This window comes from Streptosporangium sp. NPDC050855 (assembly GCF_044456585.1).
Classification (GTDB): domain Bacteria; phylum Actinomycetota; class Actinomycetes; order Streptosporangiales; family Streptosporangiaceae; genus Streptosporangium; species Streptosporangium longisporum.
Genome location: NZ_JBITFY010000017.1, coordinates 139015 through 165750, shown reverse-complemented (window position 1 = coordinate 165750; position 26736 = coordinate 139015). Strand labels below are relative to the sequence as shown.

Annotated in this window: 18 protein-coding genes; 15 read left to right on the top strand and 3 right to left on the bottom strand. The window is 71.5% G+C overall.

Annotation, left to right across the window (positions count from 1 at the left end):
- The first annotated feature begins 3 nt into the window (after positions 1-3).
- The 8 genes from ACIBCT_RS30180 to ACIBCT_RS30145 all read left to right on the top strand — a co-directional run bounded on the left by ACIBCT_RS30180 (position 4) and on the right by ACIBCT_RS30145 (position 9332).
- The gene (locus tag ACIBCT_RS30180; protein ID WP_399194285.1) at positions 4-1707 is read left to right on the top strand and encodes a class I adenylate-forming enzyme family protein; all 1704 of its coding nucleotides are present in this window, start codon (positions 4-6) and stop codon (positions 1705-1707) included.
- Positions 1704-3068: a KamA family radical SAM protein gene (locus ACIBCT_RS30175; protein WP_399194283.1), complete on the top strand. Its 1365-nt coding sequence runs from the start codon at positions 1704-1706 to the stop codon at positions 3066-3068. Before ACIBCT_RS30180 ends, ACIBCT_RS30175 begins: the two co-directional genes overlap by 4 nt.
- Positions 3065-4102, top strand: a complete 1038-nt coding sequence (locus ACIBCT_RS30170) for a RimK family alpha-L-glutamate ligase (protein ID WP_399194281.1) — start codon at positions 3065-3067, stop codon at positions 4100-4102. The genes ACIBCT_RS30175 and ACIBCT_RS30170 overlap by 4 nt, the downstream gene beginning before the upstream one ends.
- 1 nt (position 4103) lies before the next feature.
- Positions 4104-5366: an AMP-binding protein gene (locus tag ACIBCT_RS30165; protein WP_399194279.1), complete on the top strand. Its 1263-nt coding sequence runs from the start codon at positions 4104-4106 to the stop codon at positions 5364-5366.
- Positions 5363-6703, top strand: a complete 1341-nt coding sequence (locus ACIBCT_RS30160) for an MFS transporter (RefSeq protein ID WP_399194277.1) — start codon at positions 5363-5365, stop codon at positions 6701-6703. The genes ACIBCT_RS30165 and ACIBCT_RS30160 overlap by 4 nt, the downstream gene beginning before the upstream one ends.
- A complete protein-coding gene (locus tag ACIBCT_RS30155) occupies positions 6700-7578 on the top strand; it encodes an SDR family NAD(P)-dependent oxidoreductase (RefSeq protein ID WP_399194275.1) in 879 nt (292 codons plus the stop codon). The genes ACIBCT_RS30160 and ACIBCT_RS30155 overlap by 4 nt, the downstream gene beginning before the upstream one ends.
- Positions 7575-7997, top strand: coding sequence for a hydroxyphenylacetyl-CoA thioesterase PaaI (gene paaI, locus ACIBCT_RS30150; RefSeq protein ID WP_399194273.1), 423 nt, complete (start codon positions 7575-7577; stop codon positions 7995-7997). Before ACIBCT_RS30155 ends, paaI begins: the two co-directional genes overlap by 4 nt.
- A 72-nt stretch (positions 7998-8069) precedes the next feature.
- Positions 8070-9332 carry a hypothetical protein gene (locus tag ACIBCT_RS30145; RefSeq protein WP_399194271.1) on the top strand — a complete coding sequence of 421 codons (1263 nt, stop codon included), beginning with the start codon at positions 8070-8072 and terminating at the stop codon, positions 9330-9332.
- 64 nt (positions 9333-9396) lie between these two features.
- On the opposite strand, the gene ACIBCT_RS30140 is transcribed toward ACIBCT_RS30145, so the two are convergent.
- A complete protein-coding gene (locus ACIBCT_RS30140; RefSeq protein ID WP_399194269.1) occupies positions 9397-10860 on the bottom strand; it encodes an MFS transporter in 1464 nt (487 codons plus the stop codon).
- Positions 10861-11004: 144 nt separating this feature from the next.
- On the opposite strand from ACIBCT_RS30140, the gene ACIBCT_RS30135 reads away from it, so the two are divergent.
- From ACIBCT_RS30135 to ACIBCT_RS30125, 3 genes are all read left to right on the top strand, one after another.
- Positions 11005-11895 (top strand): LysR family transcriptional regulator, encoded by an 891-nt coding sequence (locus ACIBCT_RS30135; RefSeq protein WP_399194267.1) that lies wholly within the window; start codon positions 11005-11007, stop codon positions 11893-11895.
- 375 nt (positions 11896-12270) lie between these two features.
- Positions 12271-15909, top strand: a complete 3639-nt coding sequence (locus ACIBCT_RS30130) for a CARDB domain-containing protein (protein WP_399194265.1) — start codon at positions 12271-12273, stop codon at positions 15907-15909.
- Between the two features lie 739 nt (positions 15910-16648).
- Positions 16649-17938 carry a hypothetical protein gene (locus tag ACIBCT_RS30125; RefSeq protein ID WP_399194263.1) on the top strand — a complete coding sequence of 430 codons (1290 nt, stop codon included), beginning with the start codon at positions 16649-16651 and terminating at the stop codon, positions 17936-17938.
- A 164-nt stretch (positions 17939-18102) separates the two neighbouring features.
- Here the strand turns inward: ACIBCT_RS30125 and ACIBCT_RS30120 are convergent, their stop codons facing one another.
- Complete coding sequence (locus ACIBCT_RS30120; protein ID WP_399194261.1) at positions 18103-21852, bottom strand: WD40 repeat domain-containing protein; 3750 nt, start codon at positions 21850-21852, stop codon at positions 18103-18105.
- Between the two features lie 322 nt (positions 21853-22174).
- Between ACIBCT_RS30120 and ACIBCT_RS30115 the strand changes: the two genes are divergently transcribed.
- Together ACIBCT_RS30115 and ACIBCT_RS30110 are read left to right on the top strand one after the other, a co-directional pair.
- Positions 22175-22558: a hypothetical protein gene (locus tag ACIBCT_RS30115; RefSeq protein WP_399194258.1), complete on the top strand. Its 384-nt coding sequence runs from the start codon at positions 22175-22177 to the stop codon at positions 22556-22558.
- A gap of 241 nt (positions 22559-22799) precedes the next feature.
- Entirely contained in the window at positions 22800-23174 is a 375-nt protein-coding gene (locus tag ACIBCT_RS30110; protein ID WP_399194256.1) for a hypothetical protein, read from the top strand.
- Positions 23175-23309: 135 nt separating this feature from the next.
- Here the strand turns inward: ACIBCT_RS30110 and ACIBCT_RS30105 are convergent, their stop codons facing one another.
- Positions 23310-24308 carry a LacI family DNA-binding transcriptional regulator gene (locus ACIBCT_RS30105; protein WP_399194254.1) on the bottom strand — a complete coding sequence of 333 codons (999 nt, stop codon included), beginning with the start codon at positions 24306-24308 and terminating at the stop codon, positions 23310-23312.
- A 216-nt stretch (positions 24309-24524) separates the two neighbouring features.
- Between ACIBCT_RS30105 and ACIBCT_RS30100 the strand changes: the two genes are divergently transcribed.
- Together ACIBCT_RS30100 and ACIBCT_RS30095 are read left to right on the top strand one after the other, a co-directional pair.
- Complete coding sequence (locus ACIBCT_RS30100) at positions 24525-25799, top strand: ABC transporter substrate-binding protein (RefSeq protein ID WP_399194252.1); 1275 nt, start codon at positions 24525-24527, stop codon at positions 25797-25799.
- Between the two features lie 2 nt (positions 25800-25801).
- On the top strand, positions 25802-26728 hold the full coding sequence (locus ACIBCT_RS30095) for a carbohydrate ABC transporter permease (RefSeq protein WP_399194250.1): 927 nt from the start codon (positions 25802-25804) through the stop codon (positions 26726-26728).
- Positions 26729-26736 lie beyond the last annotated feature (8 nt).

Sequence of the window (26736 nt, the reverse complement as noted above, 5' to 3'; positions counted from 1 at the left end):
TCCATGCCTGACGCCACCTCGATCGCGCCGTTGCCGGTCCGGCGATCACTGATGACCGAGCCGGACCTCGGCGCGGGGAACTTCCTGCAGTACGCCCTGGAGGCCAACCCCAACCGCGGGGTGCCGTTCGTGTACGGCCACCACGACGACCACCGCGGCCGGGTGGTGCTGCGCGGCCACAGCCTGACCGACCTCGCGGCGCTGCGCGACCGGTACGCCGCCTGGTACCACGCCAACGGCGTACGGCCCGGCGAGCCGGTGGGCGTCGTGGTGGGGGAGGGGCTGGAGCCGCTGCTCCACTTCCTGGCCCTCACCGCGCTCGGCGCCGTACCGGCGATGGTCAACGACGCGATGCGGCTCGACACCATGGTCCGCTACCTCGACCACGTCGGTGTCGCCGGTGTGGTGGCCGACGACCCGACCCGGCTGCGCCTCGCCTACCGTGACGCGCCGCACAACAGGCCGCGCTTCATCGTCCCGGCCGCGGAGGTGAGGGCCCACGGCGCCGACCCGTCCGCGCTCCCCGCCGAGTACCCCTACCGGCACGCCCCGGACGACGTCGTGGCGCTGATCCACTCCTCCGGCACCACCGGCACGCCCAAGTCGACGATCCTGGGCCACCGGCAGTTCTGGGAGGGCAAGCAGCCGCGGATGCTCCGCTTCCCCGCCGAGCCGTACGACAGGCTGATGTCCCTCATGCCGCACACCCACGCGGGCGGGCTCAGCTACTTCCTCACCGCGGTGCTGCTCGGGCTGCCGACCGTGATCATGGCGGACTGGCGGCGCGCGGTCGTGGAACCGGTCATGGAGGCGTTCCAGCCGACCATGATGGCCTCGTTCCCGCGGACGTTCGTCGAGCTCGCCACCGGGGAGCTCCCGGTCAGGGGCGCGGCGAGGGTGCACTCCTGGTTCAACACCGGGGACAGCGCGCACCACGGGCACATCAGGCGGCTGGTCCGGCTCGGTGAGCGGCCCGCCGGCCTGATCAAGCCGTGGCTGCTCCCGGACGGCGCCGCGGCGGGCGAGCCGCTGCCCGGCTCCCAGTTCATCGACGGCCTCGGCTCCTCCGAGATGGGGATGGCGCTCTTCGGCCAGGTGACCACGCCCGAGAGCCCGCGGGACGACCGCTGCGTGGGCAAGGCCCAGGAGGCGGTGATCAAGGCCGCGGTGCTCAACGAGAACGGCGAGGAGGTGCCCGACGGCACCGTGGGCCTGCTCGCGGTGATCACGCCTTCGCGTACCCCGGGGTACTGGAACGACCCGGGGCTGACCCGCAGCTTCGAGCTCAACGGCTACTGGCTCACCGGCGACGTGGCCCGCAGGGACGGCGAGGGCAACTTCTACCACCTCGACCGGACCGCGGACGTCATCGAGACCGCCGACGGGCCGGTCTACAGCCTGCCCGTCGAGGAGGTCCTGATCGCCGACTGCGCCGCCCTCGTCCAGGACTGCTCGGTCGTCGGCGTACCCGGGAAGGCGGGGGAGGGGCAGCGCCCGATCGCCGTGGTGCGGCTGCAGGCCGACGCCGGCGATGTCACCGCCGACGAGGTACGGGAGAAGGCCAACAAGGCCCTCGCCGACGCGGGCCTGGCCACGCTCGACGCGGTGGTCATCGCCCGGACCGGCGACGACCTCCCCCTCGGTCCCACCGGCAAGGTGCTCAAGCGCGAGCTCCGCACCCGGCACGCCGCGATGTTCACCCGATGAACACCGATGCCTCCCACCGCCCGTACACCTACGTGCGCCGGCCGCTCGTCGAGCCGGACTGGCGGCGGCTGCCGGGCTGGCGCGGCGTCGGCGACGCGCAGTGGCGCGACGCCCGCTGGCAGCGCGCCCACTGCGTGAAGAACGCCAGGGAGCTGCGCGCCGTCGTGGGCGACCTGCTCCAGGACTCCTTCTACGCCGACCTGGCGGCCGACGTGGAGCGGTTCGCGACCATGTCCATGCTGATCCCGCCGCAGATGCTCAACGTGATGGCGCCGCAGGCCGGGAGCGACCCCGCCTCCTTCACGGAGGCGTTCATGGCGGACCCGGTGCGCCGGTACATGCTGCCGGTGCACTCGGACCGCCACCCGCGCTGGCCCAGCCACCCGCGCGCGCAGCGCGACTCGCTGCACGAGGCGGAGATGTGGGCGGTGGAGGGGCTGACCCACCGCTACCCGACCAAGGTCCTGGCCGAGCTGGTGCCCACCTGCCCGCAGTACTGCGGGCACTGCACCCGGATGGACCTGGTCGGCACCTCGACCCCGCAGGTCGTCAAGACCCGGCTCGTCCTCAAGCCGGCCGACCGGCAGGAGCTGATGCTGGACTACCTCAAGCGCACGCCCGGCGTGCGGGACGTGGTGGTCTCGGGCGGCGACGTGGCCAACGTGCCCTGGCCCCGGCTGGAGACGTTCGTGCTGCGGCTGCTGGAACTGGAGTCCGTACGCGACATCCGGCTGGCGACCAAGGCGCTGGTCGGCCTGCCGCAGCACTGGCTCCAGCCCGGCGTGGTCGAGGGGATGGCCCGGATCGCGGGCCTCGCCCGGCGCCGCGGGGTGAACCTGGCCGTGCACACCCACGCCAACCACGTCCGGTCGGTGACGCCGCTGGTGGCCGAGGCCGCCAGGGCCCTGCTGGACGCGGGGGTGCGGGACGTGCGCAACCAGGGCGTGCTCCTGCGCGGGGTGAACACCACCCCGGCCGACCTGCTGGACCTGTGCTTCGCCCTGCAGGGCGAGGCGGGCATCCTGCCGTACTACCTCTACCTCTGCGACATGATCCCCAACGCGGAGCACTGGCGGATCCCGGTGCACCGGGCCCAGCGGCTCCAGGAGGCCATCATGGGCTACCTGCCCGGCTACGCGACGCCGCGCATCGTGTGCGACGTGCCGTACGCCGGCAAGCGCTGGGTGCACCAGGTGGTCGAGTACGACCGGGAACGCGGCATCTCGTACTGGGCCGGAAGCCACGGGACGGGCCTCGACCGCGACGGTCCCCAGGACCGCCGGTTCCCCTTCTACGACCCGATCGACACCTTGCCCGAGTCGGGCCGCCGCTGGTGGGCCGACGGAGAGGGACGACCATGACCCCGGCCACCCCGGCCACCCCCGCCGCCGCGAGCACGCTGCGCCGCATGTGCTGGATCTTTCCCGACAGGGAGTCGAGCCGCGCGACCGCGATGTGGCACGACTTCTTCTGGGACGTCTACGCCGACGTGGCCGCCGAACTCGGCCTGAGCTGGACCAGGCACGCGCCCGACGCCGTGACGGTCGACCTGCTGGGCCCCGGCGGGCCGCGCGTCTACGTGGACGACGAGCTCGTCACCCCCGAGGACACGCTCTTCATCACCGCGCTGTACTCGCTGCCGTACCAGTCCATGGACATCTTCAACCAGTACGCGCTGTACGCGGTGCTGGAGCGGGCCGGCTTCTACCTGTCGTTCCCGCCGGGCCTGTCGGCCGTCGCCAACGACAAGCTGGCCACGATGCTCCACCTGAGGGACTCGCCCGTCCCGATCATCCCCACGCTCCGCATCGGCACCGGGCGGGACATCGGCAAGCACCTGTACGAGGTGGCGCTCAAGGACCTCACCTACCCGGCCATCGTCAAGCCCGCGGGATGGTGCGGCGGCGGCGGGGTCAACCTGGCCCGCGACTCCGAGGAGATCCGGGGCCTGGCCAGCCTGGCCCAGGGCGGCGACACCACCCTCGTGATCCAGCCCTACCTGGGCGACGGCACGGTCGACTACCGGGTCTACGTCGTCGACGGCGAGCCGTACGCCGTCATGAAGCGCATCCCCGAGCCCGGCTCGCCGGTCGCCAACGCCAGCCGCGGCGCCACCATGGAGTTCCCGCCGGTCCCCGCCGAGCTGGCGGAGGCGACGGCGTACTTCTACCGCAAGGTGCCCGTCCCGTTCTTCTGCGTCGACTTCCTGTTCGACGGTGAGCGCTTCTGGTTCTCCGAGCTCGAACCCGACGGCGTGATCGCCCCCGACTACGGCGATCCGGAGCGGAAGCTCCAGCGGGACATCACCCGGGCGCGCTGGATCGCCTACCGCGACGCCCACGCCCGGTGGCTGGCCGCGGGCGCCGCGGACACGACCATTGAAAGCTGGTTCTGACATGACCGAATCGTTCTCGCCGTCGCCCGGCGACACGGCCGCGTCGTTCTCGCTGTCGCCCGAGGCGGCCGAGCCGCACCTGGGCGTTCCCCGCCGTTCCCTGGAGCGCCTCCGGAGCGTGCCGGAGCTCGCGCCGCGGTACGCGGGCCACGAGAAGGTGCTCACGCTGGGGGACGTCGCCGCCCTGCCGGTCCTGGTGAAGGACGACCTGAACGTGGCCCTGGCGCACCTGAGCCCGAAGGCCGGGCACGGCGCCACCTGGATCTTCCAGAGCGGCGGCAGCACCGGCGCGCCCAAGGTCGGCCACGCCCCCACCGGCTTCTACATGGACGGCGTGTACGAGCGGTGGCGCCCCCTGGAGCGGGACGACGTCTTCGTCAACGCCTGGGGCGCGGGCCGCATGTGGGGCGCCCACTTCCTGGCCGCCGCCTTCGCCGACCTGTCCGGGTGCGACGTCATCGCGCTGGGCTCGGTCGGCAGGGAGGAGTACGGCGACTGGCTGGGGTTCTTCGCCGCCAGGGGCGTGACCGCCATCGGCGGCACGCCGAGCGTGCTGCGCCTGTGGTTCGCGCACGCCCGGGCGGCCGGGACGACCCTTCCCGCGCTGCGCAAGGTGCTCTGGCTCGGGGAGGCGTGGCACCCGCAGCTCGACGAGGACATCGCCGAGGTCGCGCCGCTGGCGCGCCGCTGGGGCATGTTCGGCAGCACCGAGACCTGGGTCGCCGGCACCAACACCCCGCGGTGCCCGCCGGACGTCTTCCACCTCCTGCCGGACCAGCTGGTGCACGTGGACGCGGACGAGCTGCTGGACTTCACCACCCTGAACCCGGACATGCTCAACCCGGTGCTGCGGTACCGGACCGGTGACGCGGGCCGGTTCGTGACGTGCGAGTGCGGCGGCGAGGACAGGGCGGTGCGGATCCTGGGCCGCCGCGACTCGGTGGTGCAGGTGCGCGGGCTGGGGCTGCACGTGAACGACGTCGTCGAGCGGGCCGAGCGGGAGCCCGGGGTCTCACGGGCGCAGGTCCTGATCACCGAGCGGCGGGGCCGGGTGTCCACGGTGGACGTGCTGCTGCTCACCGACCGGGACGCGCCGCCGGACCTGGCGGAACGGCTGCGCGCGGACCTGATGTCCTCGACGTTCACGATCAGCACGGCGTTCCAGCACGACCCCGGGTCGTTCCGGGTGGAGGTCGTCGACGCGCTGGTCAGCAACGATCGCACCGGGAAGACCGCGGCCTTCGTCGTACGGGAGGAGCCATGAGGCCGACGGGCTCCGCGGGCTCCCCGGGCTCCGCGGGCTCCGCGGGCTCCGCGGGCTCCCCGGCGTCCACGGGCTCTCCGGGTTCCACGGGCCGGGAGTTCAACCTGCTCTGGGGCGGCCAGACGGTGAGCCTCCTCGGGGACCGGATCACGGTGTTCGTGGTGCCCGCCCTGATGATCTTCGCGTTGGACGCCTCGCCGTTCGAGGTGGGCGTGGTGGCCATGGCCCAGTACCTCGGCATCCCCCTGCTGGGACCGGTCGCCGGCGTGCTGGTCGACCGGTGGGACCAGCGCCTGACCCTGGTGATGTGCGACCTGGTGAGGCTGGCGGCGGTGATCGCCATCCCCGTGACGTACTGGTGGGGGGTGCTGTCGACGCCGGTGCTGTTCGCCTGCGTGGCGCTGATCAGCGGCGCCACGATCTTCTTCAACGTCGGGTACCTGGTGGCCGTGCCCGCCACGGTGCCGCAGGACCGGCTGGTCGGGGCGTACTCGCGCCTGGAGGGCAGCAGGACGGTGTCGGAGGTGGCGGGCCCCTCGGTGGCCGCGGGGCTGTACCACGCGCTCGGGGTGGCCGCGTTGCTCGTGGACGCGGCGACCTACCTGGTCTCCGCCCTCTGCCTGCGCTCCATGCGGCCGTGGGGGACCAGGACGGCCCAGCAGGGGTCGGTGCTGTCGCGGCTGTCCCTGGGGTTCCGGCTGAACTGGGCCGACCCGGTCCTGCGCCGGGTGATCGTCGCCGCCGTGATCCTGAACTCGGGCGGGCCCGTCTTCGTCACGGTCCTGCCGGTGCTCGCCTACCAGGGCCTGGGCGTCTCGGTCGGCGTGTTCGGGGCGGTGATGTCCGCAGCCGCGGTCGGCGCGGTGCTCGGCGCGGTCGCCGCGCCCAGGATCGCCGGCAGGCTGGGCCTCGGGCGGACCATGGCGTGGGCGCTCCTGCTGCACTGCCTGGTCGGCGTGGGCGTCCTCGCCGCGCCCGCGCTGCCGCCCGCGCTCGTGATCGGCGTGACCATCGGGTTCTACGGCTTCTTCATGTCGTGCATCAACGTCTGCAGCGCCCCGATCCGGCAGTCGCGGATGGCGGCGGAGAACCAGGGGGTGACGCACGCGGCCTTCCGCACCGCCACCTGGGGGGTGATCCCGCTGGCCGCCTTCCTCGGCGGCCTGGCGGTCACCCTGCTGACCGACGACCTCGGCGTGCTCGGCGCGACCAGGACGGTCATGGTCGCCGGCACGCTGCTGGCCGCCCTGTCGTTCCTGCCGGCGACGAGGATCCAGCCGCTGCTCGACCAGGCCGAACGGCGGGCCGAGCCGGAACCCTCGGAGAGCACGTCATGACGGCGCGGCGCGGGACGGTGCTGATCACGGGGACGTCGTCGGGCATCGGCCTGGCGACCGCGGTCACCGCGGCCAGGGCGGGGTTCTCCGTGGTGGCCACGGTGCGCGACCCGGACAGGACGCGCGAGCTGCTGGAGGAGGCCGGCCGGGCCGGGGTCACGCTGGACGTCCGCCGCCTCGACGTCACCGACGAGGAGTCCGTCGCCACCTGCCTGCGGGGCGTGCGGGAGGCGTACGGGGGACTGGACGCGGTGGTCAACAACGCCGGGATCTCCAACTTCGACCCCACGATGGAGATGTCGACGACGGAGGCCCTGCGGGCCAACCTGGAGGTGAACTTCTTCGGGGTCGTCGCCGTGAGCCGCGCCGCGATGCCGCTGCTGCGCGCCGCCGGGGGCCGCCTGCTGAGCGTCGGCAGCGTGCACGGGGTCGTCGGCCAGCCCTTCAACGAGGCGTACGCGGCGGCGAAGTTCGCCGTCGAGGGCTTCATGGAGAGCCTCGCGCCGGTCGCGGCCGAGCACGGTGTCAAGGTCTGCGTGGTCGTGCCCGGCTTCGTGCACGACACCCGGTTCGGCTACTTCCCCGACATCAACCGGCAGACGATCCAGGCCGCCTCCGGGCCGTACGCGCGGACGTTCTCCGGCTACATCGACCGGCTGGCCGGTCAGGGCTGGGGAGGAGGCCAGTCGAAGTGGGAGGTGGCCGAGGTGGTGGTGGGCGCGCTGACCGCGGAGGAACCGCCGTTCCGCATCCCGACCAGTGACCGGGTGGCCGGTTATCTGGCGCACAAGCTCGCCGACGGGGACGGGTCGGCCGTCCAGGCCCTGGCCAGGACCTGGATCGCGGGCACCGGGCCGACGGTGAGGCAGGCATGAGCGCGGAACAGGACCCGCCCCGGACCGCCTACGAGGAGGACCCGGCCTGCCGGTCGCTCGGCATCGTCATCGAGGAGATCACCACGGGACGGGCACGGCTGCGGATGCGCGTCTCCGAGGACATGATGAACGGGCACGGGATCGCCCACGGCGGGTATCTCTTCCTCCTCGCCGACGCCGCGTTCTCCTACGCGTGCAACACCCATGGCCCGGTCACGCTGGCGCACAGCGCGCAGGTGACGTTCCTGCGCCCGGCCGCCGCCGGCGACCAGCTGGTGGCCGAGGCGGTGGAGCGCGTCCGCCACGGCAGGGGCGGCGTGTACGACGTGACCGTGCGGCGCGCCTCGGGTGAGGTCGTCGCCGAGTTCCGCGGGCAGAGCGTGATGGTCTCCGGCACGCCCGCGAGGACGCCGCGATGAGGGCGGCCGTCGCCCCGCGCCGCCCGCACCCCGCTCCGCGGTGCGACGTACCGACTAGACAAGGAACGACACATGCCCGCTAAGCCATTGCACGTCCTGGTCGACTTCGCCCGCAGGAACTCCCCGTTCTACGCGGAGCTGTACCGTGACGTCCCGGACGTCGTCTCCGACCTCACCCAGCTGCCGATCATCGACCAGACGGAGTTCTGGGCCGCGAACACGTGGCCGGACAACCGGCTGCTGACCGGGCCGCTGACTGACGCCGGCGTGTACACCTCCGGCGGCACCACCGGGGCGCCGAAGTTCTCCCCCTGGACCCGCACCGAGCACGCGGACTCGGTGACCGCGTTCGGGGCCGGCATGGTCAGGGCCGGTCTGAGGCCGGGGCACCGGGTGGCGAACCTGTTCTTCGCCGGGGAACTGTACGGGGGGTTCCTCTACATCGAGAACGCCCTGCACCACGCCCCGGTGGAGAACGTGCGGCTGCCCGTCGGCGGCGCCACGACGAACGAGTACGTCGCCGACCTGATCACCGTCTTCGGCGTCAACGTGCTGGCGGGCCCGCCGATGAAGCTCGGCGCGGTGGCCGAGGTGGTGAGCGCCCGGGGGCAGGCGGCCGACACGGTGGAGCTGCTGCTGTTCGCCGGCGACCTCCTCTTCGACGACCTGCGGCCCCAGCTGACCAGGGCCTTTCCCAAAGCCGCGATCGCCTCGCTCGGGTACGCGTCGGTGGACGGCGGGCTGATCGGCGGGCCGGTGCCCGGCGACGACCCGCGGGTCCACGAGGCGTTCCCCGACCGCACGATCGTGGAGCTGGTCGACGAGGTGACCGGCGAGCCGATCACCGTGCCCGGCGTACCGGGCCGGGTGGTGGTCACCAACCTGTTCCGGACCCTGATGCCGATCATCCGGTACCCGGTCGGGGACCTGGCCGAGTGGGCCGGCGACGACCTCCGCCGGTTCCGGCTGGTCGGCAGGGCGATCGAGGGAGCCCGGGTGGCGATGGTGACGATGAGGACCGAGGACGTCCGCGCGGCGCTCGCCTCGGCCGACCCGGACCGGGTCGTGTCCGGGGTGCAGCTGGTGCAGCGCCGCTGGGACGGCAAGGACGGCCTGGTGCTGCGGCTCGCCCACGCCTGCGCCGGGGAACCCCCGGCGGAGCTGACCCGCAGGCTCGTCGACGCCGTCCACGAGGCCCGCCCGCTGTACCCCGACCACGCGGACGAGGGTTTCATCCACCCCCTGTCGGTCGAATGGGTGCGCCCGTCCGAGCTGGTGACGAATCCGCGCACCGGCAAGCTGGTGCAGGTGGTGGACGAACGCTCCCACTCCTGACCCCCTCCCGGCCGATCCCGATCCCGATCCCGATGCCACGCCCTGTCATGGGCCCGGTCCGTCGTCAGCCGAGGCCACCGCGAAGGGGCGTCGGCGCCGTGGCCGGGTGAGAGCCGGGGCGCGGCCGGAGAATCAGGACCACGACCAGCCCGAAGGTCACGAGGAGGGCCGCGACGGCGAAGGTCCAGTGCGTTCCGCGAGCCACCTCCGCCGGCGTGGCGGTGCCGACGTCGCCCGCGGCGAAGGCGAAGACGGCTCCCATGACCGACGCGCCGGTCATCAGGCCGAGGTTGCGGGAGAGGTTGAGCGTGCCCGACAGCAGGCCACGCCGACCCGAAGAGACGTCCTTCATCACCGCGGTGTTGTTGGCCGCCTGGAACAGCGCGTAACCGGCGGTGACCACGACCAGGGGCAGGACATACCCGACGACCCCGGCGGACGCGGGCGTCAAGGAGAGTGCCACGGCGCCGCCGATGATGCCGGCGAGCCCGGCCACCACCACGGTCCCGGACCCGAAACGGTCGGTGGCGCGGCCCGCCGGGAGGCCGGTCAGGGCGGCCACGGCGGGGCCCGCCGACATCACCAGGCCGACGAGGGCCGAGTCGAGGCCGAGCGCCCAGGCCAGATGGAAGGGCCCCACGACGAGAGTGGTCATCATGACGGTCGAGACCAGAGCGCTCGTCGTCAGCCCGGCGACGAGGACGGGGTCGCGGAACATCGACAGGGTGAGCAGCGGGGACGAGACCCGCTGCTCGACGACGACGAACAGGGCAAGGCCCGCCCCCGAGGCGAGGAGCAGCCCGACGGTGAGCGGGCCGAAGGAGTTCCCCTCGATCGTCATGGCCAGCGCGTAGGTCCCCAGCGTGATCGCCAGCAGGGCGGTGCCCACGCCGTCGAACCGCCCGCCTGCGAAGGTCACCGCCGGCGTGGAGCCCGGCAGCGTCCAGAAGGCGAGCGCGAGCGCGATCAGGCCGAGCGGCACGACGGCGAGGAAGACGGCGCGCCAGCCGAAGACCGTGATCAGGACGCCACCGAGGCCGGGGCCCAGCGCCGTGCCTACCGCCGACATCGTTCCGAGCAGCCCCATCACCCTGCCTGTGCGGTTCGCGGGCACCGTCTCGCCGACGACGGCCATGGTCAGCGCCATCATGCACGCGGCGCCGGCTCCCTGGAGCGCCCGGGCGGCGACCAGGATCGGAAGGTTCGGGGCGAGACCGCTCAGCAGCGTCGCGAGCGTGAACACGGCGATGCCGCCCAGCAGGACGCGACGCCGGCCGGCGAGGTCGCCGAGCCGGCCGGCTCCGACGATCAGGGTCATGACGGCCAGGAGATAGGCGATCACGACCCACTGGACGTCGTTGAAGGCGGCGCCGAAGGCCACGGCGACGGCCGGCAGGGCGACGTTGGCGATGCCGGTGCCGAGCGAGGGCAGGAGCATCGAAAGTGACAGGGCGGCGAGTGCCCGGATCAGGGGCGGACGGCGTGCGGGCGGTGCCTGCTCGGGCTCGGGTTCGGTTGCTGCTCTCACGATGACGGCTCTTTTCGAGGTCGATGGCGCGATGGGGTCGTAACCGAACCTAGGTTTTGCCTCGACATGGCGGAAGGCGCAATATCGGAAAGCCATCTGTGCGTGAAACGCCATGTCATGGCTGGGTCGTGAGATCCTTCGCACATGGTCCGTCCCGATCTCAACCTGCTGGTCACCCTCGACGTCCTGCTCGAGGAGGGCAGCGTGACGCGGGCGGGGCAGCGGCTCGCGCTCAGTCCGTCCGCGATGAGTCGTGCGCTCGCGCGGTTACGGCGGGCCACGGGCGACCCGCTGCTGGTACGAGCCGGTCGAGGGCTGGTGCCCACGCCCCGCGCCCTGGAGCTGCGCGAGCGGGTGCGTGCCCTCGTCCAGGAGGCCGAGGCCGTCCTCCGGCCGGCCGAGAGGCTCGACCTGGCGACGCTGGAGCGGACGTTCGCGTTGCGCGGCAGCGACGGGTTCGTGGAGAGGTTCGGACCCGCGTTGGTGGCGGAGATCGGCCGCGAGGCACCCGGCGTGCGGCTGCGGTTCCTGCGGAAGACCACAAAGGACATCGCTCCCCTGCGGGAGGGCATGGTCGACCTCGAGACGGGCGTCATCGAGAACGCCCTGCCTCCCGACGTGCTGGGCGAGCCCCTGTTCAACGACCGCTTCATCGGGGTGGTGCGAAACGAGCACCCGCTGAGCACCGGAAAGGTGACCGCGGCCCGGTACGCCTCCTCGCGGCACGTGCACGTCTCGCGGCGCGGCCTGACGGAGGGGCTGGTGGACGAGGCCTTTCGCGCGACAGGCCACGAGCGGGAGGTCGTCACGGTCGTGGACGGCTTCGGCGCCGCGCTGGCGCTGGCGGAGGCCTCGGACCTGGTCGCCACCGTTCCGGAGCGTCAGACCGCCGGCCTGCGGCGAGGGATGTGCTCCTTCGAGCTGCCCTTCCGCGCTCCCGAGGTGACGGTGTCGCTGATGTGGCACATCCGGCTCGACGCGGACCCGGCTCACCGATGGTTGCGCGACCGCGTGATCGACGTCTCGTCCTCGTAGTCACCCCCGATCATCACCGGGCCGGTGCCGTGCCGCCGGCCCGGATTCCGGTGCGCCCTCCGTCGGTGCGGCGGCCTGGCGGTCCGGACGCGCCAGCCTGGCGGCTCGGGTGCGGCGGCCTGGGGCCCGAGTGTGGGGGCCGTGCGCGGGGGTGTGAAAAGAGGTTTCCCGGCCGTTGACGCGCCCGTAGCACGTATGTAACCCTTGGCCAAAGCTAAGCAAAAATCATACAAAAGCATGCAGTCTTTTTTACTCTCCTCGCAATTCCTCAGGAACGCGCCGCAGCCGTGCACCTGCCCCCCATCCGTGAGCGGTGAAGGCGCATGCCTTCACGCCCCGACCCCGTCGTGCATGACGAGAGACAGAGGAACGCGAATGAGAAAGCCGTACGGACCGTTACGGCTGGTGGCGGCCATGGTCGCCACCGGGCTGCTGGTGATGGGGGCGGCCGTCCCGGCCTCCGCCGCGGCCGGCCCCAACCTGTCGCCGGGCAAGGCGACCCAGGCCTCCAGCGCCACGGCCGGCCACGAGGTGTCGGCCGTCAACGACGGCGACCAGTCCACCTACTGGGAGAGCGCCAACAACAGCTTCCCCGGGTGGGCGCGGATCGACCTGGGCGCGGCCACGAGCGTCGACCGGATCGTCCTGAAGGTGCCCGCGCCGGCCGTCTGGCAGACCCGCACCCAGACGCTCTCGATCCAGGGGAGCTCCGACGGCTCCGCCTACAGCACGGTCGTGGCCTCGGCGAACCACACGTTCGACCCGGCCACCGGCAACACGGTCACGATCGGTTTCGCCGCCGCGACCCACCGGTACTGGCGCGTCAACGTCACCGCCAACACCGGCTGGCCCGCCGCGCAGATCTCCGAGTTCGAGATCTACGGCGCCGCCGGAGGCGGCGACACCCAGAACCCGTCGGCCCCGGGCAACCTCGCCCTCACCCAGCCGGCCGCCGGTCAGATCAGGCTCACCTGGAACGCCTCGACCGACAACGTGGGCGTCACCGGCTACGACGTCTACGCGAACGGGCAGCTGCGGGGCAGCGTCGGCGCCGTGCTGACCTACACCGACACCCAGCCCGCGTCGGCGACCGTGACGTACACGGTGCGCGCCAGGGACGCGGCGGGCAACCGCTCGGCCGACAGCAACGCCGTGACCCGCACCGGCACCGGCGACCCCGGGACGAACCTGGCGCTCGGCAAGGAGATCACCGCCTCCGGGCACGTGCACTCGTTCGTCGCCGCCAACGCCAACGACGGCAACCCGGCCACCTACTGGGAGGCGAACTCCGGGGCGTTCCCGAACACGCTGACCGTCAGGCTCGGCGCCGACGCCTCCGTCAACGCGGTGGTCGTCAGGCTCAACCCCGACCCCTCCTGGGGCACCCGCACGCAGAACATCCAGGTCCTGGGCCGCGCGCGGAACGCCACCACCTACCAGAACCTGGTGTCGGCGGCCAACCACACCTTCAACCCGGCCTCGGGCAACACGGTGCGGATCGACGTGTCCGCGAACGTCGCCGACGTCCAGCTGAGGTTCACCGCCAACAGCGGCGCACCCGGCGGGCAGGTCGCCGAGTTCCAGGTGCTCGGCGTCCCCGCGCCGGGTCCCGACCTCACGGTCACGAACCTGTCGTGGACGCCGTCCTCACCGACCGAGACCAGCGCGATCACGCTCTCGGCCACGGTCAGGAACGCGGGCAACGCGGCCTCCCCGGCGGACAGCGTCACCCTCTCCCTCGCCGGCACGCAGGCCGGCACCGCCGCCGTCCCCGCCCTGGCCGCGGGCGCCAGCGCCACGGTGACCCACGTCATCGGCACCCGTGGCGCGGGCAGCTACACGGTCGGCGCCAGGGTGGACGCCGACGACACGGTCGCCGAGCGGAACGAGGACAACAACACCCTGGTCGCGTCCTCACCGCTGGTGGTCACCGAGGCCCCCGGCCCGGACCTGCAGGTGCTGGGCATCACCTCCAACCCGGCGAACCCGGCCGTCGGAGCGTCCGTCACGTTCACCGTGGCGGTGCGGAACCGCGGCAGCGCCGCCACGGGCGCGGCCACGGTCACCCGCCTGACGGCGGGCGGCACCACGCTCAACACCACGACCCCGTCGATCGCCGCGGGCACGACCGCCAATGTGGCCGTCAGCGGCAGCTGGACCGCGGTCAGCGGGGGCGCCACGCTCACCGCGACCGCCGACGCGACGAACACCGTCACCGAGACCAACGAGACCAACAACACGTTCTCGCAGGCCATCGTGGTCGGGCGCGGCGCCGCGGTCCCGTGGACGGAGTACGAGGCCGAGTCCGCCGTCTACCAGGGCACGCTGCTGGAGACCGACCCGCTGCGCACCTTCGGGCACACCAACTTCGCCACCGAGTCCTCGGGCCGCAAGTCGGTACGGCTGAACAGCACCGGGCAGTTCGTCGAGTTCACCTCGACCGCGCCGTCCAACTCGATCGTGGTGCGCAACTCCATCCCCGACGCCCCGAACGGCGGCGGCATCGACGCCAGCATCAGCCTCTACATCAACGGCACCTTCGCCAGGAAGCTGACCCTCTCCTCGCGCCACAGCTGGCTGTACGGCAACACCGACGGCCCCGAGGCGCTGACGAACACCCCCCAGGCCGACGCGCGGCGGCTGTTCGACGAGTCCAACGCGCTGCTGTCGCAGACCTACCCCGCGGGCACGAAGTTCCGGCTGCAGCGTGACGCGAGCGACACGGCCTCGTTCTACGTCATCGACCTGATCGACCTGGAGCAGGTGGCGCCGCCCACCAGCCAGCCGGCCGGGTGCACCTCGATCACCGCCTACGGCGCGGTCCCCAACGACGGGCTCGACGACACGGCCGCCCTGCAGCGGGCGGTGACCGACGACCAGAACGGCGTCATCGGCTGCGTGTGGATCCCGGCGGGGCAGTGGCGCCAGGAGCAGAAGATCCTCACCGACGACCCGCTGAACCGGGGTCAGTGGAACCAGGTGGGCATCAGGAACGTCACCATCCGCGGCGCGGGCATGTGGCACTCCCAGCTGTACACGCTGACCGAGCCGCAGGACGTGGTGGGCGGCATCAACCACCCGCACGAGGGCAACTTCGGCTTCGACATCGACAGCAACACCCAGATCTCCGACATCGCCATCTTCGGCTCGGGCCGCATCCGCGGCGGGGACGGCAACGACGAGGGAGGGGTGGGCCTGAACGGCCGGTTCGGCGAGAACACGAAGATCACCAACGTGTGGATCGAGCACGCCAACGTGGGCGCCTGGGTCGGCCGCGACTACGACAACATCCCGGCCCTGTGGGGCCCCGGCGACAACCTGCTGTTCAGCGGCATGCGCATCCGCAACACCTACGCCGACGGCATCAACTTCACCAACGGCACGCGCAACTCGAAGGTGTTCAACTCCTCGTTCCGCACCACCGGCGACGACGCCCTGGCGATCTGGGCCAACCAGGCCGTGAAGGACCAGGTCGTCGACAACACCCACGACAACCACTTCGTCAACAACACCATCCAGCTGCCCTGGCGGGCGAACGGCATCGCCATCTACGGCGGGTACGACAACTCCGCCGAGAACAACCTCATCTACGACACCATGAACTACCCGGGCATCATGCTGGCGACCGACCACAGCCCCCTGCCCTTCTCGGGGACCACGCTGCTCGCCGGCAACGGGCTCTACCGCACCGGCGGCGCCTTCTGGAACGAGGACCAGGAGTTCGGCGCCATCACGCTGTTCCCGTCGACCAGGGACATCACCGGCGTCACCATCCGCGACACCGACATCCACGACTCGACCTACGACGGCATCCAGTTCAAGACCGGCGGCGGCAACATGCCGAACGTCGCGATCACCAACGTGAGGATCACCAAGTCCAACAACGGCGCCGGGATCCTGGCCATGGGCGGCGCCCGCGGCAACGCGACGCTGACGAACGTCACGATCAGCGGCTCGGCCGACGGCGACATCGTGAGGGAACCGGGGTCCAGCTTCGTGATCACGAGGAACTGACCCCTGCCCTGTGATCGCGGAGGACCGGCACCCTCCGTGGTCACAGGGCCGCCCGTCGCGAGGGGGCCGGCCTCCTCCGCGGTCACGGGGAGGCCGTCCCGCCCCGCGACCGCGGGGAGGATCGGCACCCTCCGTGATCATGGGAGGCACGGCCCCCTCGGCGTGAAAGTTTCATCGGTCCCCGGTCCCGGGGACCCGCGGGACGCCCGGCGTGGGGCCCCCCGGGGGGGGGCCCCCCCGGGGGGCCCCCCCCGGCGCCCCCCCCCCCCCCCCCGCGGGCCCCCCCCGGGGGGGGGGGGCGCCGCCCGCCCCCCCCCCCCCCCCCCCCCCCCCCCCCCCCCCCCCCCCCCCCCGTCCCCCCCCCCCCCCCCCGGCGCGCCCCCCGCCTCGGGGGAGGTGAGCGCCGCGCGACCGTCACCCGGCCGCCCGCGGGAGACCCCCGCGGGCACGTTCCACCGCACGCGCGGGAACGGCCCCGCGGCGCGGAGTCCCGGACCGGGCCGGGCCGCGCGAGCCCGCGGGGGACGGACGGCCGCGCGGGTGCGGGCTTGACAGGGTTTTTCGCATCCCCAACACTCTGGGAAACCTTGTCACCCAACGAGGACTTCCACCCCTCTGACCGTTGCGTAAAGGGTTTCTGTTATCGCTAACAAATCCTGTCGGCGCCAACGGGAAAGGTGACGAGGACGACGCGCACTCCCGGCGTTCGAGACCCGACCCCCCACGGAGGTTCGCACACATGGGAAGACGATGGTGGACGGCGGCCGTGCCCGCCCTGATCCTCGGCCTGCTGATGTCCCCGGCCGACACCGCCCTGGCCGCGGCACCCGGAGACGGCAACCTGGCGGTCTCCGCCACGGCGAGCGCCTCCTACACCTCCTCCTGGGAGAGCATCGCGGCGATCAAGGATGACATCGACCCCCCGAGCTCCAACGACACCGCCAACCCGCGCTGGGGCACCTGGCCCGAGACCGGCACCCAGTGGGCCGAGCTGACCTGGAGCCGGCCCCAGACGCTGCGCTCGGCGCAGGTGTACTTCTTCGACGACAACGGCGGCGTGCGGGTGCCCGCCTCATGGAGGCTGCAGTACTGGAACGGCAGCGCCTACGCCGACGTCGCCGGTGCGAGCGGCTACCCCACGGCCGTCAACGCCTACAACAAGGTCGTCTTCAACAGCGTCTCCTCCTCCCGGCTGCGCGTGGTGCTGCAGAGCGGCGCGGCCTCGGTCGGCCTGCTGGAGGTGAAGGCGTACTCCACCGAGTCGCCGGGCAACGGCGGCGGCACCACCGGCTGGAACCCGCCCGCCAACCTGGTCACCCCGCTCGACCAGGTCTGGCGGCACGTCGAGAGCACCTACAACCCCGGCCCCACCGTGTTCCGCAACTACGGCTGGGACCAGATCATGGCCAACCGCGGGAGCATCAACTACTGCGTGCGCTGGGACTCCTCGGCGCCGGTCTCGGCCGCCCTGCGCGACCGGATCCACGCCTCGCTCGCCCGGCAGTTCAAGAAGTGGATGGACCTGATGGTCGGCCACAACGGCTGGCCGTACACGGAGGTCCCGGTCAAGGTGGTCGGCTGGGCGGTACGCGACCGCGCCACCCTGCAGTGGAGCGACAACTCCGTGGACGTCTACGTCAACGACATCCGGGAGAACGCCCCCCAGTGCGCCCCGGCCTGCGGCCGGTTCTTCAACCAGAACGGCCAGTACCCCAACTGCCCGGGCGGGGCCGCGCGCCACTACGACATGTCCCTGTGGCTCACCGCGGGCATGGGCGGGGGAGCGGGCGGTGACTGGGGCCAGCGTCTCGGCAGCGAGTACTTCGTGAACAACATCGACGCCCCCGACATGCACATCCTGCTCCACGAGATAGGGCACAGCTTCGGCCTGGACGACTTCTACGACTGGACGCCCACCGGCGTCGGCGGCTTCCTGATGAAGGCGGGAAGCGCGAGCCGGATCACCGAGTTCGACGCCTGGATGTTCCGCGACTGGTGGCGGCACCTCAAGAGCCGCTACGGCCTCTGACCCACATCGCACCGCGTACGGACATCGCACCGCCGCCGACCGGTCCGGACCTTCGCGTCCGGGCCGGCCGGCGTGTGTCCGGGCGCGAGCACAGGCCATCGGCGCGGACCCGGTCGTGCTCCGCCGGGACCGGGTGAGACGGGCAGGGCGATCCGGGCGGTGGTTCACACGGGGCTGACCCTCGGGGCGTGAAGGCGGGACGGTTCTGTCTCATCGAGGCGGCGGCACGTCCTTCGATAGGGCATCCCTGGGACATACCGTTGCCACTCCTCCGCGGTGAGGTCCCGGGCAAGGATGCGGCAGACACGGGTGACCGCCTGCCCGGGGTCGGTGCTCCAGAGCGACACGTTGTGATCGGCGCCCGCGGTGGCGAGGCTGCGGCCGTCGGGGCTGAAGGCGATCGAGTGGATCGGCTGAGTATGACCGGTGAGGCGGGCCGTGTGCACACCGTGGCGGATGTCCCACAAGGTGACGGTGTGGTCGCCGTCGGCGAAGGCCAGGGTGCGGCCGTCGGGGCTGAAGGCGACGCCTGTGGTGATGGCGTCGGCGTGGCCGGTGAGGGTGGCAAGGCGGGTGCGCCGGGCCACGTCCCACAGCATCACGGTCCTGTCGGCGCCGGCGGTGGCGAGGACGCGGCCGTCGGGGCTGAAGGCCACGGTTCTGACCCATCCGGTGTGACCCGACAGCGGCGCGGCCAGCGGTTTGCGGGTCGCGACGTTCCAGAGCATCACGGCCGGGTCGTGGCCGGCGGTGGCGAGAACGCGGCCGTCGGGGCTGAAGGCCACGCCGTTGACGGGCAGGTCGTGGCCGGTAAGGGTGGCAAGGCGGGTGCGCCGGGCCACGTCCCACAGCATCACGGTCCTGTCGGCGCTGGCGGTGGCGAGGACGCGGCCGTCGGGGCTGAAGGCGACGTCCAGCACGGCACCGGCGTGCCCGGCGAGCCTGGTGGAGGTCTTCCTCCCCAGGGTCCACAGGGTGACGGTGCCCTCCGGTTTCCCCGAGGACGGTTCGATCACTCCGGCCGCGGTGGCGAGGATGCGGCCGTCGGGGCTGAAGGCGAGGGCGTTCACCCGCGGGAAGCCGGCGGTGTGAACGGTGTGCAAGGTCCGGTCCCCGGTCCTCCACACCATTATCCGGTCCGCGCTGGCCGTGGCCAGGAGACGGCCGTCGGGGCTGAAGGCGACGTCGTTGACCTCTGCGGCATGACCCGCGAGGGAGGCCCGCGCGGTGTCCCACAAGATGATCGTCCCGTCCTCTCCCGCCGAGGCCAGCATGGATGTGCGGGGATTGAAATCGAGCGTGTAGACATTGTTGTGATGCCCGGTGAGACGCCCGCGCAGGACGCGGCGCTCGACGTCCCACAGCAGGATCGCCGGATCGTGGCCCGAAGTGGCGAGGGTACGGCCGTCAGGGCTGAACCTGAGGGCGATGACCTGTCCTGGCCGCCGGTGGGTGAGAGTCGCCACGCGGGTGCGTGGAGCGACCTCCCACAGGATCACGGTCGTGTCGCCGCCCGCGGTGGCGAGGGTGCGGCCGTCGGGGCTGAAGGCCACGGCGCTGGCGGTCTCGCTGTGCCCGGTGAGGGTGGCCAGCCGGACACGCCGCTCGCGGTCCCACAGGATCACCAGTTTGTCGTCACCGGCGGTGGCGAGGGTGCGGCCGTCGGGGCTGAAGGCCACGCCGCGCACCTTCGCGGTGTGCCCGGTCAGCGTGGTCAGGCGGGTGTGCCGTACGGCGTCCCACAGGATGACGGTTCGGTCGTCGCTGGCGGTGGCCACCGTGCGGCCGTCGTGACTGAAGGCGATCTCCCTGATCGGCCCGGTGTGCCCGGTGAGGGTGGCGACCCGTGCGCGTCCGGTCGCGTCCCAGAGCACCAGACGACCGTCGTCCCCGCCGGTGGCCAGCACCCCACCGTCCGGGCTGAGGGCCGCGGCCTTCAGCCACGTGTCATGGCCGGGCAGTGTAGCCAGCCGAGCTCCGCGACGGACGTCCCACAGCGCCACCGTCCTGTCCCTGCCGACGCTGAAGAGCCTGTGACCGTCGGGAGCGAAGAGCACCTGGGAGACGGCGCCGGTGTGGCCGGTGAGCACACCGCTGTGGGCCTGGGAGGAGGAGATGCTCAGCAGGGCACCGCGTGCCTCGGCCGTCGGTGCGCTGGCGAATGCCTCCGCGGCCAGCAACATGGCGGTGCCGGGTTCGGAGTCGGCGAGGGTGAGCGTCTGGGCGGCGAGCTGGCGTGAGAGCGCGACCTGGTGGGCGTGTTCGGCGTCGTGCCACTGCCGGACCGCCACGACGCCGGTACCGGTGGTGGCGAGCAACAGGAACGCCAGGCCGAGCGCCAGGCGGCGCAGCTGGCGGCCGCGGCGGACGATCCTGGTACGTTCGGCGTCCTCTGACCGGATAGAGGTGTCCAGAAAAACACGTTCCACCCTGTTCAACGTGTCGCGGCGGCCGTCGTGCGTGACCCACTCGCGGGCGATGGCCAGCCGGGCGCCCCGGTACAGCGCCCCGGGATCGTGGTCGAGTGCCTCCCACGTCCGGGCGGCCTCGGTGAGCTGGCGGTGCACGCGCAGGCCCTCCCGGTCGGCCGTCAGCCACTGGCGCAGGCGAGGCCAGGCGCGGATCAGCGTCTCGTGGGCGATCTCCACCGTGTCGTCGCCGAGAGTGATCAGCCGGGCCTCGGCGAACAGGTCGAGGACGGCGCGGGTATCGGGGTTGTCGGCGTCCAGTTCGCCACGGGTGATTCGGCGTGCCGTGTCACCGGTGCCCTCTCCCAGCGCGGTCAGCCGGATGAGCAGGTTCCTGGCGCAGGATCGCTGCGCGGGGGTGAGCGTGGCGTACAGCGTCTCGGCGGTCTTCACCAGGGCGCCGTGGATACCGCCGGCCGCCCGGTATCCGGCGAGGGTGAGGGTGTTGCCCCGGCGGCGGTGCCAGGTCTCCACCAGGGCGTGGGAGAGGAGTGGCAGGGACCCCGGCCGGCCGGCGGTGTCAGCGATGATCGCGGCGAGCAGGGCACCTTCGACGGTGCAGCCGGCGTCGCGGGCGGGTTGCGTGACGGCCTGTCGCAGTTCCTCGGTCGCCATGGGGGCGATGAGCATCTGCGCGTCGGTGAGCGCCGCCGCGAGCACGGGATGATCGGCGCAGTGGGCGTAGAAGTCGGCGCGTACGCCGAGCACCACCCGTGTCCGGTCATCGGCCCTTCCGGCATGGGCCGACAGGGCGGCGATGAACCGGCCGCGTTCCCGTGTGTCGTGACAGAGGGTGAATACCTCCTCGAACTGGTCGATCACGAGGAGGAGCGTCCCGCCGACCGGCTGACGGGGCGAGACCCGTCCGAGCATGCCGGGCAGGCAGGACGGATCGTCCAGAAGCGCGGCGTACAGCTCATCAGGTGATGTGCCGTTCGCGGTGGCGAGCCGGGTCGCATACTCCCTCAGCGGATGCGCTCCAGGAGTCATCAGTACCGGCCGCCATCCCCCGCCGTCCGCCGACTCGCAAGCGCGGGCCCTGGGGATCAGGCCGGCACGCAACAACGACGACTTTCCCACCCCGGACGCTCCGAACACCGCGAGGAAACGTTGCCGGGCCAGCCGAGCGATGAGCTCGTCGACGATCCCTTCACGGCCGTGGAAACGCTCCGCGTCCTCTTCCTGGAAGGCCGCCAGTCCCAGGTACGGTGTTTCGCCGCCCTCGTCGTCACCGGCGTCCGCGGGTGAGGCGCGCACCTCCTCCGCGATGCGGCGCCAGCGCGTCTCCCATTCCGCGGTGTCACCGCCGCACGCCCGGACGTAGGCCAACGTCACCGCCAGACTCGGCAGTTTCTCGCCCCGGGCGGCCTGCGCGAGGGTGCCGGCGGAGTAGTGCGCGCGTCGCGCCAGGTTCCGGTAACCCGGGTTGCCGGCGTTCTGCCGCAACTGTCGGAGTTCCCACGCGAACCGTTGAACAGCGCCCTCTTCCGGGTCCACCGGACGCTCGGGACGCGGCATGCCCACCTCCGGGAGAAGCGCGACGGTTGTGCGGTGTTGATTGTGCCCCGCTCGCTCCGAAGCCTCACAACTCAGGAGCAACTACACATGTCATTGCACAAGGAAGGCGCCGGTGGTCTCACCCCCTCCAGCACCTCTGGAGAAATCCCGCGTGTACGGCGGAGGGTGACAACAGGGGCCGGTGCCGACCGGAACGCTGATCCGATGGTTCAAGGAAAGGAAAAGAGTGCTCGGAAGAATCATGCGGGGAATGGCCGTACTCTCACTGTTCTGCACCGTGCTCGTGACCGGCGGAACCGCTCAGGCCACCGGCGTACTCGGATGCACCGGGGCGTATCCCATCAGCTCCTGCGCCTCTCGCACCGGGAACTACGTGTACGGCGACTTCTACATGAACGCCTCGCTGGACACCAGCCGCTACTACTACTGGATGGAGATCCAGACCACCACTCACGGTTCGAGGTCGACCAGTCTGACGCGGCTCAACCACACGGGCCGCTTCAACCCGCTGTCATCGGGGATCAACATCGCCTCGCAGCCGTGGAAGAACGGCTCCGTCGTCACCGTCGTCCATGTCTACGACATCAACTACAACCCGCACGGCGTGTACACCAGCCCCCGGGTCTATTACTGATCACGGCGTCATTCGCCGGAACTTCGAAGGTGTGCACCACGGTGTGTCTCACCGGGGGCCGACTCGACGACCCGGCGGGCCGTGCGGCTCCGGTACGGCGCGGGCGGAGGGCGCCCGGCGGGTGGCCACGCGGCGTCGTCCGCGCGGTCGGAGGCCGCGAGTCATGTCGCCGAGCCGGATACGGCTGCACACGTCGGCAGGAGAACCGGATATCGGCAACAAGGAGAACGGGAACGGTGTGATGCGAGAGAGCAGAGGAACGCGCCGGTTGCTCACGGCCCTGGTCGCGGCGGCGGGCATGACGGCGGGCATGACGTTCGTGGCACCGCCCGCATCGGCGGCGTCCGCGACGTGCCAGATAGCCTGGAAGACGTCGTGCAACACGGGCGAGCTGAATGCGAACAGCAGGCGTCACGACATCGCGTGGAGCGTGTTCAGCCTGGGGCGTGGATGTCACTGGGTCGTTCGTGACGTGGCGAGCAAGGCCATCGTGGGCAGCGGAGATCTGGGCGCGTTCGACGAGGCCGGTGGATACATCGGTGGCCTGTACGGCCGCTACAGGATGGAACTGTCGAGCTGCGGCAGCGGGAACGCGGGCTACATCAGCAACGACTGATCCGCCGGTCCGGTCGGGAAACACCGAGCCGGCTGATCACTGAGAACGCGGGCCGCCGTCACGGCAGCGGAACCCCGGTCGTGCGGACACGCCCGGCCGGGGTTTCCGCGAACACCACCGATCCCCGGCGACGGTTCAGGCGGGGGCGGGCGGCGCGGTGGACTCCCGGATCACCAGGCGGCACGGCATGGAGTGCACGCCCGGGGCCGCCCGGCCGTCGATGGCGGCGAACAGGTGCTGCGCGGCCGTGTGCCCCAGCCGCTCCAGGTTCGGGTCCACGCTGGTCAGCAACGGCCTGGTCTCTGCCGAGAGCACCTCCCAGTTGTCGTAGCCGATCACCGCCACGTCCGAGGGCAGGCGCAGGCCGCGTTCCCTCGCGATCTCCATGAAACCGGCGGCGATCTGGTCGCTGCCGCAGAACACCGCGTCCAGGCCGGGCTGGGTGAGCAGCAGCATCTCGGCGGCCTGCCGCCCCCAGCGCTGGGACCACGCGCCGTACAGGGTCTCGCCGGCCTGTTCGAGACCGGCCTCGCCCAGCGCCCGGCGCACCCCCTCGGCCCGGTCGGCCGCGGCCTTGTAGTGCGTGGGCCCGGTGACGTGCGCGATCCTGCGCCGCCCGGTGGCCAGCAGGTGCCGTACGGCGAGCACGGCGCCGCCCACGTCGTCGGGCGTGAAGGACACGTCGCCCGGGTCGTCGGACGGGCCGTAGGCGTACACCACGGGGATCGGCAGCTCGCGGCTGATGGAGGGCCGCGGGTCGGTGCTCTCCCCCACGACGATCAGGCCGTCGACGCGGCGGGAGAGCAGCATCCGCAGGTGGTGCTGCTCGCGGATGGCGTCGCCGCGCGCGTCGCACAGCACCACGGCCATCTCCCCGGCGCCGAAGGCGTCCTCCGCGCCGAGCAGGACCGGGATGCCGAACCGTCCCACGCTGTCGCTGGTGAGCAGGCCGACCGTGCGGCTCTGCCCGGTCAGCAGGTTCCTGGCCAGCGCGTTGGGCCGGAAGGAGAGCTGCTCGGCCGCCTCCAGCACCCGCCTGCGGGTGTCGGGGCGGACGTTGTCCCTGCCGTTGAGGGCCTTGGACACGGTGGCGATCGACACCCCGGCCAGCGAGGCCACGTCACTTATGGTCACCGAACGTGACCGCCTGCCCGTCATCGTGACGAAATCCTTTTCGCTGCGCCTGCCCGTGCGACCCCGGCCGGCCGTCCGGCGGTACCTCCCGAGATTACCTCATGTCGACGGATCGGCCAGGGGGGTGTTGACACGCATCGGTGTTTCTTTTACGTTTCCGAAAACCTTTTATTTCTATTTCGTGCGTCGCGGGGGATGCCGGAAGAGGAGAGGACCATGCAGCCACGCGCACGCGTCGTCGGCGCCGCAGCCATCCTGCTGGCGCTAGCCCCCATGATCGCCTGCGGGGGGAGCGGGACCGGGAAGGCCGCGCCCGCCTCGGCGGAACCGGTCACGATCACCATGTGGACCCGTGCCGCGACGCAGGCGCAGAGCGAGCGCCTGGTCAAGGCCTACAACAGCGGCCACAGGAACCAGGTGAAGCTGACCGTCGTCCCCACCGACAACTACCAGCCGCGCATCGCGGCGGCGGCCGGGGCCGGGCAGCTGCCGGACGTGTTCGCCGCGGACGTGATCTTCGTCCCCAACTACACCTCCCAGGGGCTCTTCCTCGACATCACCGACCGGATCGCCGCCCTGCCGTACAAGGACTCCCTGGCGCCCAGCCACATGAAGCTCGGCACGCAGGAGGGACGCCGGTACACCCTTCCGCACACGCTGGACCTGTCGGTCTGGTTCTGGAACAAGGACCTGTACGAGAAGGCCGGCCTGGACCCGGAGAAGGGCCCCACCACGCTGAAGGAGTTCGCCGAGCACGCCACCACGATCGACGAGAAGCTCGGCAAGGACGGCAAGGTGCACGGCACCTTCTTCGGCGGCAACTGCGGCGGGTGCTACGTCTTCACCTTCTGGCCCTCGGTCTGGGCCGCCGGAGGCCAGGTGATGAACCCCGAGGGCACCGCCTCGCTCAACGACAGGCCACCGATGACCGACGTCTTCGCGATCTACAAGGAACTGCACGACAAGGGCGTGACCGGCCCGACGACCAAGGAGGAGCAGGGGCCCACCTGGACCGGCTTCTTCCCCAAGGGCGAGATCGGCGTCATGCCGATGCCCTCGACCACGCTCGGCTCGATGCCCGCCGACATGAAGGTCGGCGTCGCGCCGATCGCCGGGCCCGACGGCGGCGAGTCCACCTTCGTGGGCGGCGACTCGGTCGGCATCTCCTCCACCACCGAGAAGGCCGACGCGGCCTGGGAGTTCCTGTCCTGGACGGTCTCCGACGAGGCGCAGGTCGAGATCATGGCCAAGAACAAGGACGTGCTCGCGCGCACCGACCTGTCGAACAACGAGTACTCGGCCGAGGACCCGCGCGTGGTGCTGATCAACTCCATGGTCGCCAAGGGGCGGACACCGTACGCGCCGCGCTTCGGGCAGACCTTCAACGACCCGCAGGGGCCCTGGCTGCGCCTGGCCCGCGAGGCGCTGTTCGGCGACCCCGGCAACGTCACCCGGCTCAACGCCGAGATCACCAAGTCGCTGCAGCAGTGAACATGACACTGACCGGAACGCGGCGGAGGGTGGCGCGGGGATCCGTCCCGGCGCCGCCCCCGCGGTGGCGCGGACGGCGGGCCCAGGGCTGGCTGTACGCCGCCCCGGCCGCCGTCATCGTCGTCACCCTCTTCGTGGCACCGCTGGTGCTCGTCGTCTGGATGTCGCTGAACCGCTGGCCGCTGCTCGGCCAGGCCACGTTCAACGCGCCGGGCAACTACCTCAAGATCGCCGACAACCCGCTCTTCCTCGACGCGGTGCTCTTCACGCTGAAGTACACCGCCGTCGTCACCGTGCTGCTGTCGGCCGCCGCGCTCGGCCTGGCCCTGCTGGTGCAGGAGCGCAGGCCCGGCGTGGGCTTCTTCCGCACCGCGTTCTTCCTGCCCGGCGCGGTCGGCTTCGCCACGGCGGCCCTGCTGTTCTACGGCATGCTCAACAACGACTTCGGGCCGGTCGACCCCCTGCTGCGGGCCCTGGGGATCACCGACGAGCCGGTGAAGTGGACCGGCACCCCGGACATGGCGCTGTTCTCCACGATCGCGCTGGTGCTGTGGCGCTTCGCCGGGTTCAACATGCTCATCCTGCTCACCGGCCTGCAGTCGATCCCGGTGGAGGTCTACGAGGCGGCCCGGTCCGACGGCGCGAACCGGTGGCAGATCTTCACGAAGATCACGCTTCCGCTGCTGCGTCCCACGCTGGCGCTGATGCTCATCCTCAGCGTCACCGGCTCCCTGCTCGCGTTCGACCAGTTCTTCATCTTCACCAACGGCGGGCCGGACAACAGCACCGTCTCCATGGTCATGGTCATCTACCGCGACGCGTTCTTCCGCTTCGACCTGGGCGGCGCCGCGGCGCTCTCGGTCGTGCTGCTGGTCGCCCTGGTCGCGCTCAACACCGTACAGATGCGGGTGTTCAGGAGGTCCACGTGAGGCGGTGC

Excerpts from the sequence above, each read along its gene's own strand:
- ACIBCT_RS30180 (WP_399194285.1), top strand. The coding sequence starts at position 4 with ATGCCTGACGCCACCTCGATCGCGCCGTTGCCGGTCCGGCGATCACTG.
- ACIBCT_RS30175 (WP_399194283.1), top strand. The coding sequence starts at position 1,704 with ATGAACACCGATGCCTCCCACCGCCCGTACACCTACGTGCGCCGGCCG.
- ACIBCT_RS30170 (WP_399194281.1), top strand. The coding sequence starts at position 3,065 with ATGACCCCGGCCACCCCGGCCACCCCCGCCGCCGCGAGCACGCTGCGC.
- ACIBCT_RS30165 (WP_399194279.1), top strand. The coding sequence starts at position 4,104 with ATGACCGAATCGTTCTCGCCGTCGCCCGGCGACACGGCCGCGTCGTTC.
- ACIBCT_RS30160 (WP_399194277.1), top strand. The coding sequence starts at position 5,363 with ATGAGGCCGACGGGCTCCGCGGGCTCCCCGGGCTCCGCGGGCTCCGCG.
- ACIBCT_RS30155 (WP_399194275.1), top strand. The coding sequence starts at position 6,700 with ATGACGGCGCGGCGCGGGACGGTGCTGATCACGGGGACGTCGTCGGGC.
- paaI (WP_399194273.1), top strand. The coding sequence starts at position 7,575 with ATGAGCGCGGAACAGGACCCGCCCCGGACCGCCTACGAGGAGGACCCG.
- ACIBCT_RS30145 (WP_399194271.1), top strand. The coding sequence starts at position 8,070 with ATGCCCGCTAAGCCATTGCACGTCCTGGTCGACTTCGCCCGCAGGAAC.
- ACIBCT_RS30135 (WP_399194267.1), top strand. The coding sequence starts at position 11,005 with ATGGTCCGTCCCGATCTCAACCTGCTGGTCACCCTCGACGTCCTGCTC.
- ACIBCT_RS30130 (WP_399194265.1), top strand. The coding sequence starts at position 12,271 with ATGAGAAAGCCGTACGGACCGTTACGGCTGGTGGCGGCCATGGTCGCC.
- ACIBCT_RS30125 (WP_399194263.1), top strand. The coding sequence starts at position 16,649 with ATGGGAAGACGATGGTGGACGGCGGCCGTGCCCGCCCTGATCCTCGGC.
- ACIBCT_RS30115 (WP_399194258.1), top strand. The coding sequence starts at position 22,175 with ATGGCCGTACTCTCACTGTTCTGCACCGTGCTCGTGACCGGCGGAACC.
- ACIBCT_RS30110 (WP_399194256.1), top strand. The coding sequence starts at position 22,800 with ATGCGAGAGAGCAGAGGAACGCGCCGGTTGCTCACGGCCCTGGTCGCG.
- ACIBCT_RS30100 (WP_399194252.1), top strand. The coding sequence starts at position 24,525 with ATGCAGCCACGCGCACGCGTCGTCGGCGCCGCAGCCATCCTGCTGGCG.
- ACIBCT_RS30095 (WP_399194250.1), top strand. The coding sequence starts at position 25,802 with ATGACACTGACCGGAACGCGGCGGAGGGTGGCGCGGGGATCCGTCCCG.